The 17201-nt window shown below is 64.4% G+C and carries 19 protein-coding genes; 9 read left to right on the top strand and 10 right to left on the bottom strand.

Going from position 1 to position 17201, the window contains the following annotated elements; all coding sequences use genetic code 11:
• Positions 1-18: 18 nt before the first annotated feature.
• Genes hutG through hutI form a run of 3 tightly spaced genes read right to left on the bottom strand, consistent with a single transcriptional unit; the run spans position 19 to position 3604 of the window.
• Positions 19-837: an N-formylglutamate deformylase gene (gene hutG, locus MJ8_RS14440; protein WP_201415433.1), complete on the bottom strand. Its 819-nt coding sequence runs from the start codon at positions 835-837 to the stop codon at positions 19-21.
• Complete coding sequence (hutH, locus tag MJ8_RS14435) at positions 837-2378, bottom strand: histidine ammonia-lyase (RefSeq protein ID WP_201414989.1); 1542 nt, start codon at positions 2376-2378, stop codon at positions 837-839. Before hutH ends, hutG begins: the two co-directional genes overlap by 1 nt.
• Entirely contained in the window at positions 2375-3604 is a 1230-nt protein-coding gene (gene hutI / locus MJ8_RS14430) for an imidazolonepropionase (RefSeq protein ID WP_201414988.1), read from the bottom strand. The genes hutH and hutI overlap by 4 nt, the downstream gene beginning before the upstream one ends.
• Before the next feature lie 97 nt (positions 3605-3701).
• On the opposite strand from hutI, the gene MJ8_RS14425 reads away from it, so the two are divergent.
• Positions 3702-5057 carry a formimidoylglutamate deiminase gene (locus MJ8_RS14425; RefSeq protein WP_201414987.1) on the top strand — a complete coding sequence of 452 codons (1356 nt, stop codon included), beginning with the start codon at positions 3702-3704 and terminating at the stop codon, positions 5055-5057.
• 14 nt (positions 5058-5071) lie between these two features.
• Entirely contained in the window at positions 5072-5818 is a 747-nt protein-coding gene (hutC, locus tag MJ8_RS14420) for a histidine utilization repressor (protein ID WP_201414986.1), read from the top strand.
• An 8-nt stretch (positions 5819-5826) separates the two neighbouring features.
• Here the strand turns inward: hutC and MJ8_RS14415 are convergent, their stop codons facing one another.
• A complete protein-coding gene (locus MJ8_RS14415) occupies positions 5827-6171 on the bottom strand; it encodes a RidA family protein (protein WP_140751684.1) in 345 nt (114 codons plus the stop codon).
• Between the two features lie 220 nt (positions 6172-6391).
• On the opposite strand from MJ8_RS14415, the gene aztA reads away from it, so the two are divergent.
• The 4 genes from aztA to MJ8_RS14395 all read left to right on the top strand — a co-directional run bounded on the left by aztA (position 6392) and on the right by MJ8_RS14395 (position 9540).
• Entirely contained in the window at positions 6392-7201 is an 810-nt protein-coding gene (gene aztA, locus MJ8_RS14410; protein WP_201414985.1) for a zinc ABC transporter ATP-binding protein AztA, read from the top strand.
• On the top strand, positions 7201-8076 hold the full coding sequence (gene aztB / locus MJ8_RS14405; RefSeq protein ID WP_201414984.1) for a zinc ABC transporter permease AztB: 876 nt from the start codon (positions 7201-7203) through the stop codon (positions 8074-8076). Before aztA ends, aztB begins: the two co-directional genes overlap by 1 nt.
• A gap of 35 nt (positions 8077-8111) precedes the next feature.
• Positions 8112-9053 (top strand): zinc ABC transporter substrate-binding protein AztC, encoded by a 942-nt coding sequence (aztC, locus tag MJ8_RS14400; RefSeq protein WP_201414983.1) that lies wholly within the window; start codon positions 8112-8114, stop codon positions 9051-9053.
• 148 nt (positions 9054-9201) lie between these two features.
• Entirely contained in the window at positions 9202-9540 is a 339-nt protein-coding gene (locus MJ8_RS14395) for a TIGR01244 family sulfur transferase (RefSeq protein ID WP_201414982.1), read from the top strand.
• 150 nt (positions 9541-9690) lie between these two features.
• Here MJ8_RS14395 and MJ8_RS14390 read toward each other — a convergent pair whose 3' ends face one another.
• A complete protein-coding gene (locus MJ8_RS14390) occupies positions 9691-10158 on the bottom strand; it encodes an Lrp/AsnC family transcriptional regulator (protein WP_201414981.1) in 468 nt (155 codons plus the stop codon).
• Positions 10159-10294: 136 nt separating this feature from the next.
• Between MJ8_RS14390 and hppD the strand changes: the two genes are divergently transcribed.
• Positions 10295-11410 (top strand): 4-hydroxyphenylpyruvate dioxygenase, encoded by a 1116-nt coding sequence (gene hppD, locus MJ8_RS14385; RefSeq protein WP_201414980.1) that lies wholly within the window; start codon positions 10295-10297, stop codon positions 11408-11410.
• Between the two features lie 61 nt (positions 11411-11471).
• Complete coding sequence (locus MJ8_RS14380; RefSeq protein WP_201414979.1) at positions 11472-11699, top strand: type II toxin-antitoxin system Phd/YefM family antitoxin; 228 nt, start codon at positions 11472-11474, stop codon at positions 11697-11699.
• Positions 11700-11702: 3 nt separating this feature from the next.
• On the opposite strand, the gene MJ8_RS14375 is transcribed toward MJ8_RS14380, so the two are convergent.
• The 4 genes from MJ8_RS14375 to hmgA are packed head-to-tail and all read right to left on the bottom strand — an operon-like array spanning position 11703 to position 15477.
• Positions 11703-12239 (bottom strand): DinB family protein, encoded by a 537-nt coding sequence (locus tag MJ8_RS14375; RefSeq protein ID WP_201414978.1) that lies wholly within the window; start codon positions 12237-12239, stop codon positions 11703-11705.
• A 16-nt stretch (positions 12240-12255) separates the two neighbouring features.
• Positions 12256-13269 (bottom strand): fumarylacetoacetate hydrolase family protein, encoded by a 1014-nt coding sequence (locus tag MJ8_RS14370; RefSeq protein WP_201414977.1) that lies wholly within the window; start codon positions 13267-13269, stop codon positions 12256-12258.
• Complete coding sequence (locus MJ8_RS14365; RefSeq protein WP_201414976.1) at positions 13266-14153, bottom strand: MBL fold metallo-hydrolase; 888 nt, start codon at positions 14151-14153, stop codon at positions 13266-13268. Before MJ8_RS14365 ends, MJ8_RS14370 begins: the two co-directional genes overlap by 4 nt.
• 10 nt (positions 14154-14163) lie before the next feature.
• Complete coding sequence (gene hmgA / locus MJ8_RS14360) at positions 14164-15477, bottom strand: homogentisate 1,2-dioxygenase (RefSeq protein WP_201414975.1); 1314 nt, start codon at positions 15475-15477, stop codon at positions 14164-14166.
• A gap of 133 nt (positions 15478-15610) precedes the next feature.
• Between hmgA and MJ8_RS14355 the strand changes: the two genes are divergently transcribed.
• A complete protein-coding gene (locus MJ8_RS14355; protein WP_201414974.1) occupies positions 15611-16057 on the top strand; it encodes a MarR family winged helix-turn-helix transcriptional regulator in 447 nt (148 codons plus the stop codon).
• A 64-nt stretch (positions 16058-16121) separates the two neighbouring features.
• On the opposite strand, the gene tdh is transcribed toward MJ8_RS14355, so the two are convergent.
• Positions 16122-17156 carry an L-threonine 3-dehydrogenase gene (gene tdh / locus MJ8_RS14350; protein ID WP_201414973.1) on the bottom strand — a complete coding sequence of 345 codons (1035 nt, stop codon included), beginning with the start codon at positions 17154-17156 and terminating at the stop codon, positions 16122-16124.
• Positions 17157-17201 lie beyond the last annotated feature (45 nt).

Raw genomic sequence — 17201 nt, 5'->3', positions numbered from 1 at the left:
TTCGAGTAAGGCGGCGCTTTAGCGCCCGGCCCAGTCAATGGCGGCTTCGAGGATCGTTTTCAGCGTGGCGCGGATCGGCGCGGCGTAGCTGGGGTCGTAGGGTATGGGCCAGTTTTCCGGCGAACCCTTCTTGTCCGGCTCTCGCATGTAGCCGCGATTTGCGAGCTCCATCTGCAGCGCATGGACGCCGTTCCCGGGCTTGCCGAAGCTTCTGGTGATCCAGCCGCCCTTGAAGCGGCCGTTGACCACCCAGCTCTCGCCGTTCGCGGCGAGCATCTCCGCCACCCTTTCCTGCAGCGACGGAGCGGTGCTCTTGCCGTCATTGGTGCCGAGGTTGAAGACCGGCAGCGTGCCTTCGAACAGCCGCGGCAGCACCGAGCGGATCGAGTGGCAGTCGTAGAGGACGATGTTTTCGTGCATGCCGCGCAGCCGGTCGATCTCGGCCTGAAGAGCGGCGTGGTAAGGCACGAAATAGGTCTCGCGGCGCTCATCGATCTCTGATGGCGTCGGTTCGTCACCCATATTGTAGAGCGGATCGCCGTCGAAAGTGTCCGTCGGGCAAAGCGTCGTCGTGGCCTGGCCCGGATAGAGCGAGACGCCGGACGGATCGCGGTTGACGTCGATGACGGTGCGCGAAATGGCGGTGTGGACGACGGTCGCGCCGAGGTCGGCGGCAAAATCATAGAGCTTGTCGATCCACCAGTCGCAGTCGCGGCGGCCGAGCCAGGTCGAGACCAGGCGCGAGTCGAGCCCGGCGAGGTCGATGCCGGTGTGCGGGATCGAGACCAGCAGCGGCGCGGTGCCTTGGGTGACTGTGAGCCAGGAGGGCGTTGCCATCATGCCGCTCCCGCAATCGACGGCAACGCCACCGCGCCCGCCGCCTTCACCGCGGCACCGCTGCGTACCATGGCAATCGCCTTTTCCATGTCGGGGTGGAAATGGCGGTCATTGTCGAGATGCGGGACTTCGGTCCGGACCAGCTTGCGCACCGCCTCCAGCGGTTCGCTCGAAGCGAGCGGTGCATGGAAATCGCAGCCCTGGGCCGCGGCCAGCAGTTCGATGCCGATGACGGCGGTCGCATTCTCGATCATGCCGAGCAGGCGGCGCGCGCCGTGCGCGGCCATGGAGACATGGTCTTCCTGGTTGGCCGAGGTCGGGATTGAATCGACACTCGCCGGATAGGCCTTCTGCTTGTTTTCCGAAACGAGCGCAGCCGCCGTCACCTGCGGGATCATGAAGCCGGAGTTGAGCCCCGGCTTCGGGGTCAGGAAGGCCGGCATGCCGGAGAGCGCCGGGTCGACCAGCATGGCGATGCGCCGCTCCGACAGCGAGCCGATCTCGCAGACGGCGAGCGCGATCATGTCGGCGGCGAAGGCGACCGGCTCGGCATGGAAATTGCCGCCCGAAAGGGCGGTGTCGTCCTCGGCGAAGATCAGCGGATTGTCGGTAACGCCATTGGCCTCGGTCTCAAGCGTGTCGGCGGCCTTGCGCAGCACATCGAGCACGGCGCCCATCACCTGCGGCTGGCAGCGCAGGCAGTATGGATCCTGCACGCGCTCGTCGCCGACGCGGTGCGATTCACGGATGGCGCTGCCGGCCATCAGGTTGCGCAACGCATCCGCCGTCTCGATCTGACCGCGGTGTTTCCTCAACAGATGGATGCGCGGGTCGAAGGGCGCGTCAGAGCCCTTCGCCGCGTCGGTCGACAGCGCGCCGGCGACCAGCGCCGACTGGTAGAGCGTCTCGGCCTCGAACAGGCCGGCGAGCGCGAACGCCGTCGAGAACTGCGTGCCGTTGAGCAGCGCCAGCCCCTCCTTCGCGCCGAGCGTCACCGGCTCCAGCCCATGCGAGACGAAGGCAACCTTGGCCGGAAAGCGCCCATGCGGCGTAAAGCATTCGCCGACGCCGATCATGACGGCGGTCATGTGCGAGAGCGGCGCGAGGTCGCCGGAAGCGCCGACCGAGCCCTGCGCCGGCACGACGGGGATGACATCGTTGGCAAGCATCCCCTGCAGCAAATCGATCGTCTCTGACCGCACGCCGGAAGCACCCTGGGCAAGGCTGGCAAGCTTCAGCGCCATCATCAGCCGCACCACGGCCACCGGCATCGGCTCGCCGACGCCGGCGGCATGCGACAAAACGATGTTGCGCTGCAGCGTTTCGAGATCGCTCTCTGGAATGCGAACGCTGGCCAGCTTGCCGAAACCGGTGTTGATGCCATAGACCGGCTCGCCCTTGGCGAGTATGCGGGCAACCGCCTCGGCGCTGTCCCGGATCTTCGGCCGGCAGGCCGCATCCAGCTTCGGCACCGCGCCGCGATAGATGGCGCGCCAGTCGGCAAGCGTCGCGCTGCCAGGCTTCAGGGTCAGTTCGGTCATTGTCCTCTCCAGATACGGGCATGGAGCGGGTTAAAGCCCATGCGGTAGACGAGTTCGGCCGGGCGCTCGACGTCCCAGATGGCGAGATCGGCCGATTTGCCGGGTTCCAACGTGCCGGTCTTTTCCAGCAAGCCCAACGCGCGTGCGGCCTCGCGGGTGACGCCGGCCAGGCATTCGTCGACAGTCATGCCGAACAGCGTCGCGGCCATGTTCATGGTGAGCAGCAGCGAGGTGAGCGGCGAGGTGCCGGGATTGCTGTCGGTGGCGACAGCCATCTTCACGCCGTGGCGGCGGAAAAGGTCGACTGGCGGCTTCTTCGTCTCGCGGATGAAATAGTAGGCTCCGGGCAGGATGGTCGCCACGGTGCCGGCCTTCGCCATCCCGGCGGCGCCCTCCTCATCGGTGTATTCGAGATGATCAGCCGACAGCGCGCCATAGCGAGCCGCAAGTGCCGCGCCATGCAGGTTGGAAAGCTGGTCGGCGTGGAGTTTCACCGGCAGGCCGAGCGCCTTGGCCTTGTCGAAGACGCGCGCCATCTGTTCGGGCGAAAAGGCTATGCCTTCGCAAAAACCATCGACGGCGTCGGCGAGCTTTTCGGCGGCGACCTGCGGAAGGATGGTGTCAGCGACGAGATCGATGAACGCGTCCTTGTCGCCCTTGGCTTCCGGCGGCAACGCATGCGCTGCAAGGCAAGTCGTGCGCACCGTGACGGGGCGCTCGTCGGCCAGGCGGCGAGCGGCGCGCAGCGATTTCTTCTCGTTGTCGGCATCGAGGCCGTAGCCGGACTTGACCTCGACGGTGGTGACGCCTTCAGCGATCAGCGCGTCGAGGCGCGGCAGCGTCTCAGCGACCAGCTCGTCCTCACTCGCCCCGCGCAGCGATTTGACCGAGGAGACGATGCCGCCGCCGGCGCGGGCCACTTCTTCATAGGTGGCGCCGGCCAGACGCATCTCGAATTCGTTGGCGCGGTTTCCCGCATAGACGAGGTGCGTGTGGCAATCGATCAGGCCGGGCGTGATCCAGCGTCCAGCGCAATCGACGGTCTCGGCGCCCTGCCCTGCCGCAGCCGGCATATCGGCCTCGGGGCCTGCATAAACGATCAGCCCGTCGCGCGCGGCGACCGCGCCTTTCTCAACGATCCCGAGACCGGCCGCGCCATCGGCCATGGTCGCCAGGCGCGCATTGCGCCAGACCCGAGGACCGCTCTTCCCGTTTGCTCCACCCATCATCTTTTCCATTTGCTTGGACGGCGATTATGTATATACATATTGAAACGCGACGCAAGTGGTAATGTCGCCCGGGCATTCAGATTCGGAGAGGAACGTGACGGCGATCTTTGCGGAACAGGCGCTGCTGCCAGGCGGTTGGCAGGGCAATGTCAGGATCGCCTTCGAGGGCGGCCGCATCTCGACCGTCGAAACCGGCGCTTCCGCGTGGGCCGGCGACGAGCGCCATGCCATCCTCCTGCCCGGCATGGCCAACCTGCACAGCCACGCCTTCCAGCGCGGCATGGCGGGCCTTGCCGAGTTGCGCGGCCCTTCCGCGGACAGTTTCTGGAGCTGGCGCGAGGTGATGTACCGCTTCGCGCTGTCGATGACGCCGGACCAGGTCGAGGCGGTGGCGGCGCAGCTTTATGTCGAGATGCTGGAGGCTGGCTTCTCGCGCGTCGGCGAGTTCCATTACCTTCATCATGATCGCGACGGAAAGCCTTACGCCAACATCGCCGAGATGGCCGAGCGAATCGCCGCCGCAGCCGCCGACACCGGCATCGGGCTGACGCTGCTGCCTGTCTTCTATGCCCATTCTGCCTTTGGCGGCGCCGCTCCCAACGAAGGCCAGCGCCGATTCATCAATGATGTAGACCGCTTCGGGCGCCTGCTTGAGAAAGCTCGCGAGGGCGTTCGCTCATTGGAGCAGGCCGTCGTCGGTGTCGCGCCGCACAGTTTGCGCGCCGCGACGCCGGACGAGCTCAATGCCGTCGCAACCATGGCGCCGGACGGACCGATCCACATCCATGTCGCCGAGCAGATTAAAGAAGTCGAGGATTGCGTTTCCTGGTCGGGCAAGCGCCCGGTCGAATTCCTGCTCGCCAGTGCCGAGGTGGACGAGCGCTGGTGCCTGATCCACGCCACGCATATGACCGAAGCCGAAACGCTCGCCCTGGCGCGGACCGGCGCGATCGCCGGGCTTTGCCCGATCACCGAGGCCAATCTCGGCGACGGCACTTTCGCGGCGCCGCTCTTCATCGAGCATGGCGGACGCTTCGGCGTCGGCTCCGATTCCAATGTGCTGATCGGCCTGCCGGACGAGCTCAGGCAGCTCGAATATTCGCAACGCCTCGCCCACCGCGCCCGCAACGTGCTGGCCCGCGCCGGCGGATCGACGGGGCGCGCGCTGTTCGACGCTTCCCTCGACGGCGGCAGCCAGGCGCTCGGCGCCGCTCCGGCGCAAATTGCCGCCGGCTGCCCTGCCGATCTCGTCTCGCTCGACCAAAGCCATCCGTCGCTGGCCGGCAAGACGGGCGACGCCATCCTCGACGCCTGGGTCTTTGCCAATGGCAGCAAGGTCGATTGCGTCTGGGTGCATGGCAGGAAGCAGGTCAACGGCGGCAGGCACGCGAAGCGCGATGCCATCGCCGCGCGGTTCCGCGATGTCATGACCGCATTGTCGAAAGGCTGAAGCAGGACCGTCCGATGAGCCTGGTCGAGACAGACGATGTCGAAGGCGGCGAGATCCTCTCGCTGCACCAGCGCATCCTCTCCGACATCCGTGAAAAGATCCTCTCAGGCGCCTGGGCGCCAGGGCATCGCATTCCGTTCGAACATGAACTGACGGCTCAGTACAATTGCTCGCGCATGACGGTGAACAAGGCGCTGTCGCAACTGGCCAAGGCCGGGCTCATCGAGCGCCGACGCCGCTCCGGCAGTTTCGTGCGCCAGCCACAGTCGCAGGCGGCTGTGCTGGAACTGCACGACATCAGGATCGAGGTCGAGGCGCTCGGCCTCCCCTATCGTTACGAGCGGCTGGAACGCGTCAAGCGGCGCAGCAGCGCCGAGGACCGCGCGCTGCTCGGCCTTGCCGCATCGGGGCAGGTGCTTGCGCTGGAAAGCCTGCATTTTGCCGGCGAACGGCCGTTCGCACTCGAGCAGCGGCTGATCAATCTTTCAGCCGTGGCCGAGGCAGCCGAGGAAGAATTCCTCGACATCGCGCCCGGCCCTTGGCTGATCGGCCGTGTGCCATGGAGCGAGGCCGAGCACCGCATCCGCGCCATGGCGGCCGACGAGAATATCGCCGATGCGCTCGACATCGACGCGAGCGCGCCCTGCCTGGTGGTCGAGCGCCGCACGTGGAGTGCCGAGCACCCCGTGACGCATGTGCGCTTCATCTATCCTGCGGAGAGTCACACGCTGGTGGCGCGATTCACGCCCTCGCAGGGATAGCCGGCGCCTTACAGCGCCGCCGTAACGATGATCTCGACCAAATATTCCGGGCCGGCGAGCTTGGCTTCGCCGGTGGCGCGTGCCGGGGTGTGGCCCTGCGGCACCCACTTGTCCCATTCCGAGTTCATCTCGGCGAAGGTGCTCATGTCGGCCAGCCAGATGATCGCCTGGACGATCTTGGTCTTGTCGGTACCGGCCTTGGCCAGCAATTCATCGATGGTCTTGAGGATGTCGCGGGTCTGCGAAGCGACGTTGCCGCCGGGCTCGCCGACCTGGCCGGCCAGGTAGACGGTGTTGCCGTGGATGACGATCTGGCTCATGCGCGGGCCGACATCGATGCGACGAATGCTCATTGCGAGGTTCCTTCGTTGTGGGAGTCGCTGCTCTTTAGAGTCCGGGCCGGCGCGGAGCAAGGCCGGCGGGCACGAAACCAATTGAGCCAATTGTCTTGTACGCTCCTCCGCCTACACGGCGAGTTGACCGTGCGTGACACAATTCCGCCCGACGGCCATGTTGACTAATGTAATAACATCACATATCGACGGCACACTCGAATTCGCGGACCGACGTCTGATGACCAATGCCTGCCTGACCTTCCGCGACCTGACGCTCGGCTATGGCAGCCACCCGGCGATCCACCATCTCAACGGCATCGTCCGCAAAGGCTCGCTGACCGCGGTGGTCGGCGCCAATGGTTCGGGCAAGTCGACGCTGATGAAGGGCATTGTCGGCGTGCTGAAGCCTATGGAAGGCGCGGTGGTCCGCATGCCCGGCGTCCGCACCGCCTATCTGCCGCAGCAGTCGGAACTCGACCGCTCGTTTCCGGCGCGCGTCGTCGATCTGGTTTCGCTCGGCCTTTGGCCGAAGCGCGGCATGCTTGGCCGCTATACGAAGGAAGATCGCGAGTCGGTCGGCAAGGCGCTGATGGCGGTCGGGCTCGGCGGCTTCGAGAAACGCCCGATCGACACGCTGTCGGGCGGCCAATTGCAGCGCACGCTGTTTGCCCGCGTGCTGTTGCAGGACGCCGACCTCATCCTGCTCGACGAGCCGTTCAACGCGGTCGACACCAAGACCGTCGGCGACCTGATTGCCCTGATCAAACGCTGGCATGGGGAGGAGCGCACGATCATGGTCGTGGTGCACGACCTCGATCTGGTGCGGCAGAATTTTCCGGAAACGCTGCTGCTTGCCCGCCAGCCAGTGGCTTGGGGCGACACGAAGGAAACGCTGCGGCCGGAAAACCTGCTCAAGGCACGGCGCTTCCATGAGGCATGGGAAGAGAACGCGCCATGGTGCGAGCCGAGCGGGCATGATGACCACGGGCAGGACCATCATGATCATGCGCATGACCACCAGCATGGCTCCGGACCGAGGGCGGCGTGATGGATTTCCTCTACGGCCTGCTCATCGCGCCCTTTGCCGATTTCGCCTTCATGCAGCGGGCGCTGTTCGGCTCGCTGATGCTGTCGCTCGGCGCCTGCCCGGTGGGCGTCTTCCTGATGCTCAGGCGCATGAGCCTGTCGGGCGACGCCATGGCGCACGCCATTCTGCCTGGTGCCGCCGCCGGCTTCCTCCTCTACGGGCTTGAGATCCTGCCGATGACGGTCGGCGGGCTGATCGCCGGCATCATCGTCGCGCTCGGCGCGGGCGCGGTCTCGCGCTTCACCATTCAGCGCGAGGACGCCTCGATGGCGGCCTTCTATCTGATTTCGCTCGCGGTCGGCGTGCTGATTGTATCTATCCGCGGCTCCAGCGTCGACCTCATGCATGTGCTGTTCGGCACGGTGCTGGCGCTCAACAACGAGGCGCTGATCCTGATCGGCGGCATCGTGGCGGTCACGCTTGCCTGCCTCGCCATCTTCTGGCGGGCGCTGGTCGCCGAATGCCTCGATCCGCTGTTCCTGCGCTCGGTGAGCCGCATGGGCAGCCCAGTGCATTTCATCTTCCTCGGTCTTGTCGTGCTCAACCTCGTCGGCGGCTTTCAGGCCCTGGGCACACTGCTCTCGGTCGGGCTGATGATGCTGCCTGCAGCAGCAGCCCGCTTCTGGACGGCGCGCGTCGAACCGATGTGCGTGCTGGCCGTGCTGATCGGCTTTGCCTCGTGCATCGCCGGGCTGCTTCTGTCCTACCATGCGTCGCTGCCGTCCGGCCCGGCGATCATCCTTTCGTCCGGCGTCGTCTATTTCTGCTCGATCCTGTTCGGCACGCGGGGCGTCCTGCGCGCCCGCATCGTGCATCACCGCCACCGCACCGCCTGAACCCTCTTCCCACCCCTTAAAAGGAGACCTTGCCAATGCTGAAATCCTTCCGAGCCGCCCTGGCGTTGAGCGTTATAACATTAAGCGCCTTGGCGACCTCGTCAGCCTTCGCGGCGCCGCTCAAGGTCGTGGCGAGTTTCACCGTGATCGCCGACTTTGCGAGAAATGTCGGCGGCGACCGGGTCAACATCACCACCATCGTGGGGCCGGATGGCGACGCGCATGTCTATGAGCCGAGCCCGGCCGATGCGGTGGCAATGGCCAAGGCAGACGTCGTGCTGGTCAATGGCCTGCATTTCGAAGGCTTCCTGCAGCGCCTTGTCGACGCCAGCGCAACCAAGGCCGCGATCGTGACGCTGACCAAAGGCGTGACGCCGATCGACTTCAAGCCGGAATTCGCCGACGCCGATGCCGCTGAAGGCGCCGGTACCGGCGGCGGCAAGACTGTCACGGATCCGCACGCCTTCCAGTCGATCGCCAACGCCAAGATCTATGTGAAGAACATTGCCGACGCCTTCTGCGCGGCCGACAGCGAAGGCTGCGACAGCTACAAGGCCAATGCCGCCGCCTACACCACCAAGCTCGATGCGCTGGAAGGTGAAGTGAAGGCGGCAATCCAGTCGATCCCGGAAGCCAAGCGCGTGGTTATCACCTCGCATGATGCCTTCGGCTATTTCGAACATGAATACGGGCTGACCTTCCTCGCGCCGGAAGGCATCTCGACCGAATCCGAGCCCTCGGCGGCCGATGTCGCCAAGCTGGTGGAGCAGGTGAAGCAGGACAAGGCGGCGGCGATCTTCATCGAGAACATCACCAACCCGAGGCTGATCGAGCAGATTGCCGGCGAGACCGGCATCAAGGTCGGCGGCACGCTCTATTCGGACGCGCTGTCGGGATCGGACGGCCCGGCCTCGACCTATATCGACATGATGCACAACAACATCACGCAGATCAAAGGCGCGATCCTGGGAAGCTGAGCGACACGGCATCCAACCGGGCCGACACCGGCCCGGTTGGATTTTTCGATCGGCCGTCGCTATTTGGCAGGGAATTCCTTCAACGCGGATTGCCGCCCCTCTCCTGGAGTGGCAAGACTGCCGCCAAAGAGATCGCGAGGACGACATCATGGAATACCGCCAGATCAGCGACGACTATTCGGTCTCCGGCCAGATCCAGCCCGAGGATATCGCCGCCATCAAGGACGCCGGCTTCAAAAGCGTGATCTGCAACCGGCCGGACGACGAGCAGCCGGGCCAGCCTTCGGCCGGGAGCGTCCAGGCGGCGGCCGAGGCAGCGGGGCTTGCCTTCCGCTACATCCCGGTGATCAGCGGCCAGATCACCGTGGACAATGTCGAGGACCAGGCCGCCGCGCTCGACGAGCTCGAAGGCCCGGTGTTCGCCTATTGCCGCTCCGGCGCGCGCTGCACCAACCTTTATGGGCTGATCCAGCAGCAGCGCGGTTGACGATTTGCCGAGAAACTGTGCTGAGATTCAGGTCAGGCCGAGTCGAAAATGGTGGTTTCCGAGAACCGGAGCGGAGCGTACTTAACGTGAGCACCGGAAGCGCAGGAAGCGGCCATTTGCAGGCCGGCCTCACCTGAATATCAGCACACTTTAAATCGGCAGCGCGCCGGTTTCCTTGAGCGTGTCCAGCACGATCGCCGTCTTCACGTGCTGCACGGATTCGTGCGGCAGCAAAACGCCGTTGACGAATTCCGATAGTGACTTGAGGTCGGGCGTCACCACTTTCAAAATGTAGTCCATCTCGCCGGTCAGCGCGTGCGCTTCCTGCACCTCGGGCAGCCGGGCCACCAGCTCGCCGAAGCGGCGGGCATTGTCGCGGTTGTGGGTGGCCAGGGTCACCGAGATGACGTTAACCAGCGAAAAGCCCAGACGATCGCGGTCCAGCACGGCGCAATAACCTCTGATATAGCCGTCCTCCTCCAGCCGCTGACGGCGGCGGGAGCACTGCGAGGCCGACAGGTTCACCCGCTCGGAAAGATCGTTGTTGGTGAAGCGCGCATCCTCCTGCAGAAGCGCCATTATTTTGCGGTCAAATTGATCGAGGCGCGCATCATCCATGAATATTCCTCCATCCATGCACAATTTGCGCGCATGATGATCATTTCAAGCGGTTGAATGCAAGCACCGTGCGGCTGCTCCGCGCTATCATGGTGAAGATGGCCAAGCCCGGCCGCGCAGCTTTCGGAGGATTGCCATGGGCCCCTTCCCGCACGACGCCCCACCCGCGAAAATCAGCAAACAAAATCCGGCCGGCACCGATGGCTTCGAATTCGTCGAATTCGCGCATCCGGAGCCCGCCAAGCTCGCCGAGCTCTTCACCCGCATGGGCTATGCCGCGGTGGCGAAGCACAGCAGCAAGGACATCACCGTCTGGCGCCAAGGCGACATCAACTATGTCGTCAATGCCGAGCCCGGCTCGCATGCGATGAGGTTCGTCGAGAAGCATGGCCCCTGCGCCGCCTCGATGGCGTGGCGCGTGGTCGACGCCAAACACGCCTTCGACTATGCCGTCTCAAAGGATGCCACACCCTACGAGGGCACCGACAAGGCGCTCGACGTGCCGGCGATCGTCGGCATCGGCGGCTCGCTGATCTATTTCATCGAGGCCTATGGCGAGAAGGGCTCGGCCTATGACGCCGAGTTCCAATGGTTGGGCGCGCGCGACCCCCATCCCGAAGGCGTCGGCTTCTACTTCCTCGACCACCTCACCCACAATGTCTATCGCGGCAACATGGACAAGTGGTGGGATTTCTATCGCGACCTGTTCGGCTTCAAGCAGATCCATTTCTTCGACATCGACGGCAAGATCACCGGCCTTGTCAGCCGCGCCATCACTTCGCCCTGCGGCAAGATCCGCATTCCCCTGAACGAATCCAAGGACGAGACCAGCCAGATCGCTGAGTACCTCAAGAAGTACAATGGCGAAGGCATCCAGCATATCGCCGTCGGCACCGACGCGATCTACGAGGCCACCGACAAGCTTGCGGCCAACGGACTGAAGTTCATGCCCGGCCCGCCCGACACCTATTACGAGATGTCGCATGAGCGCGTGCACGGCCATGACGAGCCGATCGAGCGCATGAAGAAGCACGGCATCCTGATCGACGGCGAAGGCGTGGTCGATGGCGGCATGACCAAGATCCTGCTGCAGATCTTCTCGAAGACGGTCATCGGGCCGATCTTCTTCGAGTTCATCCAGAGGAAGGGCGACGAAGGCTTTGGCGAAGGCAATTTCCGCGCGCTGTTCGAATCGATCGAGCAGGATCAGATCAAGCGCGGCGTGATCAAGCTGGACGGCAAGGCGGCGTAGGGCCCGCAAGTTTGCGGCTCGATGGGCATTGGTCTAAGCTCCGGCCTCAAGGGGTCGAGCCGTGAACGTCTCTATAACCGAAGCGAGGGCTAAACTGTCGGAACTCGTCAGGCGCGCGAACGCCGGCGAGGAGATCGTAATCACCCGGCGCGGCAAGGCGGTTGCGCGTCTCTTGCCGCCACCAGCGAAGGAAGACCTGTTGCCACGCATCGGCGCCTTGAAGGGTAGGATCGGTATCGCTGACGATTTCAACAACCTCGGCGCTGAATGGGCCGAGTATCTAAGATGACAATCAGAGCCCCAGCCGCTCGACCTCGTCCTTCCTCAGCTTGACGTCGTAGTCGAGCAGAAACTCATCCAATTGCGGCGGCGCCACCGAAGTGCCGGAGAGCATCGCATGCACTTGGCCGCGATGGTGAATGTCGTGCAGGAAGACGTGGGCGAGAATGTCGCCGATCCGTTCGGGGATCATGCCGTCCTCGCGCCGGTCGGTCACGACGCGCCGGTCGAGATCGGCTTCCGACAGGCCGTCGCAGAAAGCGATGAGCTTGCGGTCGAAATCAGGCTGTGCCGCTGCCAGGCTTGCGGCGGCGTCTAACGGTATGAAGTCGTCGTAAGCCGCGGCACCCATGCCGCCATCGGTCAGGAAGTCGAAATAGAGAAGGTCGACCGCCAGGATGTGATTGAGCGTCTCCCTGATCGAAGGGAAGAAGCTGACGCGCCCGGCCTCGAACTCGCCGGGCTTGAGCGCGAGCACCGCGCGGTAGAGCCGGTCGTTCGACCACAGATTGTTGCGGGCCATGCGGCGCAGGTGCTCGAGCAGGGTCACCGTCGGGTTCTCCCCCTCACCCCTCGTATTTCTCGACCTTCTGCTCGATGGCGCCGAAGATCGAATGGCCGGCCTTGTCCTTCATCTCAATGCGCACCGTGTCGCCGAAACGCAGGAAGGGCGTTTTCGGTTCGCCGGACTCGATGGTTTCGATCATGCGCAGCTCGGCGATGCAGGAATAGCCGGCCCCGCCGGCCGAGACGGGCTTGCCCGGCCCGCCGTTCAGCTTGTTGGAGACGGTTCCGGAGCCGATGATGGTTCCAGCGGCGAGCGGCCGGGTCTTTGCGGCATGCACGATCAGCGCCGGGAAATCGAAGGTCATGTCGATGCCGGCATTGGCGCGGCCGAACGGCTTGCCGTTGAGGTCGACCAGCAGCGCGAGGTTGACCTTGCCGCCGTCCCAGGCCTCGCCCAGCTCGTCGGGCGTGACCGCCACGGGCGAGAAGGCGGAAGACGGTTTCGACTGGAAGAAGCCGAAGCCTTTCGCCAGTTCCGGCCCGGTGATGGCGCGCAGCGTCACGTCGTTGACCAGCATCACGAGACGGATCGCCTCCCTCGCCCGGTCCAGCCCGGCTCCCATCGGCACATCGTCGACAATGACGGCGACCTCAGCCTCCATGTCGATGCCGAAGGCTTCGTCGGCCATGCGAATCGGATCGCGCGGAGGAACAAGACTGTCCGAGCCGCCCTGGTAGATCAGCGGGTCGGTCCAGAAGCTTGCCGGCATATCGGCGCCGCGCGCCTTCCGCACCAGTTCGACATGGTTCACATAGGCGGAGCCGTCTGCCCATTGATAGGCGCGCGGCAGCGGCGAATGGGCACTGTGTTCGTGGAAGCGCTCCGACGGTACCGCGTTGGTCTCGAGCGATTCCGCCAACGTCGCGAGATGCGGGGCAAGGCGGCGCCAGTCGTCCAGCGCGGCCTGCAGCGTCGGCACAAGGAAGGAGGCGTCGGTGAACCGCGTCAGATCGCGCGAGACCACGACCAGCTTTCCGTCGCGCGTCCCGTTCTTCAATGTGGCAAGCTTCATGCGGTTTCCTCTCCTTGCACGGCTTTGGCGCCGCTTAGCCCCACAACAAGGCCGTCGCGGGCAATCGTCAAGTCGCCGGACCAAGTTTTCCTGACGGCAGCGACCCAATCGGCTTCGCCGATCGCCGGATCGTCAGCCGGAATGAGATGGTTGAGCACCAGCCGCCGCACGCCGGCATCTCTGGCGATCCGTCCGGCTTCTCCGGCCAGGCTGTGGCTGGCAAACAGATGCTCGCGCAGCCGCGCGCCATTGCCGGTCCTGGCGACCAGCCTCTCGACGCCTTCCTCCAGCATGGCTTCATGGACGAGGGTGTCGGCGCCCTTGGCGAACCCTACCAACGGCGGAAAGAAGGCCGTGTCGGCGGAAAACACCACGCTTCTGCAGCCGTGATCGAAGCGCAGCGCGAAGCAGTCGGTCACCGGCGGATGGTCGACGCGCAGCGCCGTCACCGTCAGGCCGCCCTCTTCCAGCACCGGTCCTTCGTCGAACTCTTCGACCGTGATCAGGTCGCGGATATCCGGCCTGCCCTCGTCGACGATGCGGATCTCGATATCGAAGTCCATCGCCCGGCAGAAATGCCGCCAGTAGTCACGGGTTCCTGGCGGCCCGTAGACCGTAACCGGCCTCGCCAGGCCCGCCGTCCAGGCGGTGTGGATCAGCGACCCGAGTTCCAGAACGTGGTCCGAATGGAGATGCGTGATGAAGATCAGATCGAGCGCCTTCAGGTTCATGCCGGCATCGACCAGGCCGCGCGTGACACCCAGCCCGCAATCGACAACAATGGTTCGCCCACCGAGTTCCAGCAGCGAGGACGTCGGCCATGGACCGCCTGGCCGCAAGGCGGGGCCGCCCTTCGAGCCCAGAAGCACCAGCCGGTCGCTCATCGGGCGCGCCTCAAGACCAGTCGCCCTCGGGTGTACCATTAAAGCGCTTCTTCAGGTCGGCCCAGCAGTCGATGTAGTTCTCCTGCAGAGTGCCGATCTCCGCGGCATAGCGCGTCAGCATCTGGGGAAAGCGGGTCTCGAACATGAAGGCCATGGTGTTGTCGAGCTTGACCGGTTTCAAATCCGCGCGGGTGGCTTTCTCAAAACCCGACGCGTCCGGTCCATGCGCCAGCATCTGGTTGTGCAGGCTGATGCCGCCGGGAACAAAGCCTTCTTCCTTGGCGTCGTACTGGCCGTGGATCAGGCCCATGAACTCGCTCATGATGTTGCGGTGATACCAGGGCGGCCGAAATGTGTTTTCCGCCACCAGCCAGCGCGGCGGGAAAATGACGAAGTCGACATTGGCCGTGCCCTCCTCGCCGCTCGGCGCCGTCAGCACGGTGAAGATCGACGGATCCGGGTGGTCGAACAGGATGGCGCCGACCGGGGAAAAGGTAGTGAGATCATATTTGTAGGGCGCATAATTGCCGTGCCAGGCGACGACGTCGAGCGGCGAATGGCCGAGCTCGGTGACGTGGAAGGTGCCGCACCATTTGACGATCAGCCGGCACGGCGTCTCCTTCTCCTCGAACCATGCGCAGGGCGTCTTGAAATCGCGTGGATTGGCCAGGCAGTTGGCGCCGATCGGGCCGCGGTCGGGCATGGTGAACTTGGCGCCGTAGTTCTCGCAGACGTAGCCGCGCGCTTCCGTGTCGGCGAGCTCGACCTTGAAGACGAGGCCGCGCGGCAGAACCGCGATCTCGCCAGGCCGAAGCTCGATCACGCCCATCTCGGTGACGAAACGCAGTGCGCCGACCTGCGGCACGACCAGCAACTCGCCGTCGGCATTGAAGAAATGGTCGTCGACCATCGAGCGGTTGGCGACGTAGACATGCGCGGCCATGCCGGACTGGCCGACCGCGTCGCCGGCCGTGGTGAAAGTGCGCATGCCGGAGATGAAGTCCGTCGGCTCGGAAGGCATCGGCGTCGGATTCCAGCGGTATTGGCCGAGCGCCAGCTCATGATCGCCGATATTGGGGCCTGTCTTCCACAAGGGATAGCTGGCACTTTTGAAGCGGCCGGTGTGCTTCACGCTCGGACGGATGCGGTAAAGCCAGGAGCGCTCGTTGGTGCCGCGCGGCGCTGTAAAGGGCGAGCCGGACAGTTGCTCGGCATAGAGGCCATAGGCCGGCCGCTGTGGTGAGTTGCGGCCCTGCGGCAGCGATCCGGGCAGCGTCTCGGTTTCAAAATCATTGCCGAAACCCGGCATGTAGGAAAAGGCCATCCGATCCTCCCTGATCCTGGCTTGCCAGCGTTCCGACACGCGGCACTGCCGGCGATGTTGACCAAACTGGTTTCATTTGTAACCATCGAAAATGTAACTATCAACGGCCGCGCTGCATCCCGGGGAGCGCTTCATGGAACCGGATATCCTCGAGCTGGAAAGCTTCCTGCCCTACCGGCTCTACCGGTTGGCGGACACCGTCAGCCGCGAGTTCTCGCGCATCTACAAGGAGCGCCACGGCCTGACGCGGCCGGAATGGCGCACGCTCTCAGGCCTCGGCCAGCATGGCACGATGACCGCCACGGAGCTCGGCGAGCAATCGGCCATGCACAAGACCAAGGTATCCCGCGCCGTGGCCGAGTTGGAGCGCCGGCGCTGGCTGACGCGGACGCCAGACGAGAAAGATCGGCGTGTCGAACATCTGGCGCTGACCAAGGCCGGGCTAGGCGCCTATCGGGAGATGGTACCGCTGGCGAAGGCGTTTGAAAGGGAGCTGCTGGCGAGGCTTAGCGTGGAGGAGCGTACCGCGGTCGTGACGGGGGTCGCGGCGCTGGAGAAAGCTTTGGAAGAAAAGAGCTGATAGGCCGGCAGGCCAGAGGGGGGTGCCTCGTGCAGGTGTTTCCAATCAGGATGCACCACTCCGCTCACCAATCCATCACCACCTTGCCCGAACTGCCGCTTCGCATCGCGTCAAACCCAACCTGGAAATCGTCGATCCCTATCCGGTGCGTGATCAGTCCCGAAACGTCGAGCGGGCCCTGTACGAGCGCGATCATCTTGTACCAGGTCTCGAACATCTCGCGGCCGTAGATGCCTTTGAGATGCAGCATCTTGAAGATGACCTTGTTCCAGTCGATCTCGAAGCCGGTGGGCGCGATGCCCAAAATGGCGATCTTGCCGCCATTGTTCATGGTGTCGATCATGTCGCGGAAGGCGGCGGCGGCGCCCGACATCTCCAGGCCGACGTCGAAGCCTTCGCTCATGCCGATCGACGGCATGACGTCGCGCAGCTTTTCCTTCGAGGCGTCGACCACGTGCTGAACGCCGAGTTTTCGCGCCAGATCCAGCCGGACAGGATTGATGTCGGTAATGACGACCTTGCGCGCGCCAACGCATTGCGCCACCAGCGCGCCCATGATGCCGATCGGACCGGCGCCGGTGACCAGCACGTCCTCGCCGACCAGATCGAAGGACAATGCGGTGTGAACGGCATTGCCCAGCGGATCGAAGATGGCGGCGATCTCGTCCGGCACGTCGTCGGGAATCGGCACGACATTGTGCTGCGGGATCGCCATGTACTCGCCGAAGGCGCCGGGACGGTTGACGCCGACGCCCAGCGTGTTGCGGCACAGATGCCCCCTGCCCGCGCGGCAATTGCGGCAGTGTCCGCAGACGATGTGGCCCTCGCCCGAGACGCGCTGGCCGACCTTGTATTCGGTGACCGCGGCGCCGTAGTCGGCGACCGTGCCGACGAATTCGTGGCCTATCACCATCGGCACCGGCACGGTCTTCTGCGCCCACTGGTCCCAATTATAGATGTGGACGTCGGTGCCGCAGATCGCGGTCTTCTTGACCTTGATCAGCACGTCGTTGGGGCCGATCTCCGGCACCGGCACCTCTTCCATCCAGATGCCCGGCTCGGCCTTGGCCTTCACCAGCGCCTTCATCATGTTGGACATTCTTTTCTTCCTTGAATCGCTTGATCCGGGACGGTTTTTCGGCGC

The sequence above is a fragment of the Mesorhizobium sp. J8 genome (genome assembly GCF_016591715.1).
Lineage (GTDB): Bacteria > Pseudomonadota > Alphaproteobacteria > Rhizobiales > Rhizobiaceae > Mesorhizobium.
Note: the sequence above shows the minus strand (reverse complement) of the source record. Positions and strands in the feature narration are given on the sequence as shown.

Coding starts and splice junctions, on each gene's coding strand:
- hutG (WP_201415433.1), bottom strand. CDS start 837: ATGGCAACGCCCTCCTGGCTCACAGTCACCCAAGGCACCGCGCCGCTG.
- hutH (WP_201414989.1), bottom strand. CDS start 2,378: ATGACCGAACTGACCCTGAAGCCTGGCAGCGCGACGCTTGCCGACTGG.
- hutI (WP_201414988.1), bottom strand. CDS start 3,604: ATGGGTGGAGCAAACGGGAAGAGCGGTCCTCGGGTCTGGCGCAATGCG.
- hutC (WP_201414986.1), top strand. CDS start 5,072: ATGAGCCTGGTCGAGACAGACGATGTCGAAGGCGGCGAGATCCTCTCG.
- MJ8_RS14415 (WP_140751684.1), bottom strand. CDS start 6,171: ATGAGCATTCGTCGCATCGATGTCGGCCCGCGCATGAGCCAGATCGTC.
- aztA (WP_201414985.1), top strand. CDS start 6,392: ATGACCAATGCCTGCCTGACCTTCCGCGACCTGACGCTCGGCTATGGC.
- aztB (WP_201414984.1), top strand. CDS start 7,201: ATGGATTTCCTCTACGGCCTGCTCATCGCGCCCTTTGCCGATTTCGCC.
- aztC (WP_201414983.1), top strand. CDS start 8,112: ATGCTGAAATCCTTCCGAGCCGCCCTGGCGTTGAGCGTTATAACATTA.
- MJ8_RS14395 (WP_201414982.1), top strand. CDS start 9,202: ATGGAATACCGCCAGATCAGCGACGACTATTCGGTCTCCGGCCAGATC.
- MJ8_RS14390 (WP_201414981.1), bottom strand. CDS start 10,158: ATGGATGATGCGCGCCTCGATCAATTTGACCGCAAAATAATGGCGCTT.
- hppD (WP_201414980.1), top strand. CDS start 10,295: ATGGGCCCCTTCCCGCACGACGCCCCACCCGCGAAAATCAGCAAACAA.
- MJ8_RS14370 (WP_201414977.1), bottom strand. CDS start 13,269: ATGAAGCTTGCCACATTGAAGAACGGGACGCGCGACGGAAAGCTGGTC.
- MJ8_RS14365 (WP_201414976.1), bottom strand. CDS start 14,153: ATGAGCGACCGGCTGGTGCTTCTGGGCTCGAAGGGCGGCCCCGCCTTG.
- hmgA (WP_201414975.1), bottom strand. CDS start 15,477: ATGGCCTTTTCCTACATGCCGGGTTTCGGCAATGATTTTGAAACCGAG.
- MJ8_RS14355 (WP_201414974.1), top strand. CDS start 15,611: ATGGAACCGGATATCCTCGAGCTGGAAAGCTTCCTGCCCTACCGGCTC.
- tdh (WP_201414973.1), bottom strand. CDS start 17,156: ATGTCCAACATGATGAAGGCGCTGGTGAAGGCCAAGGCCGAGCCGGGC.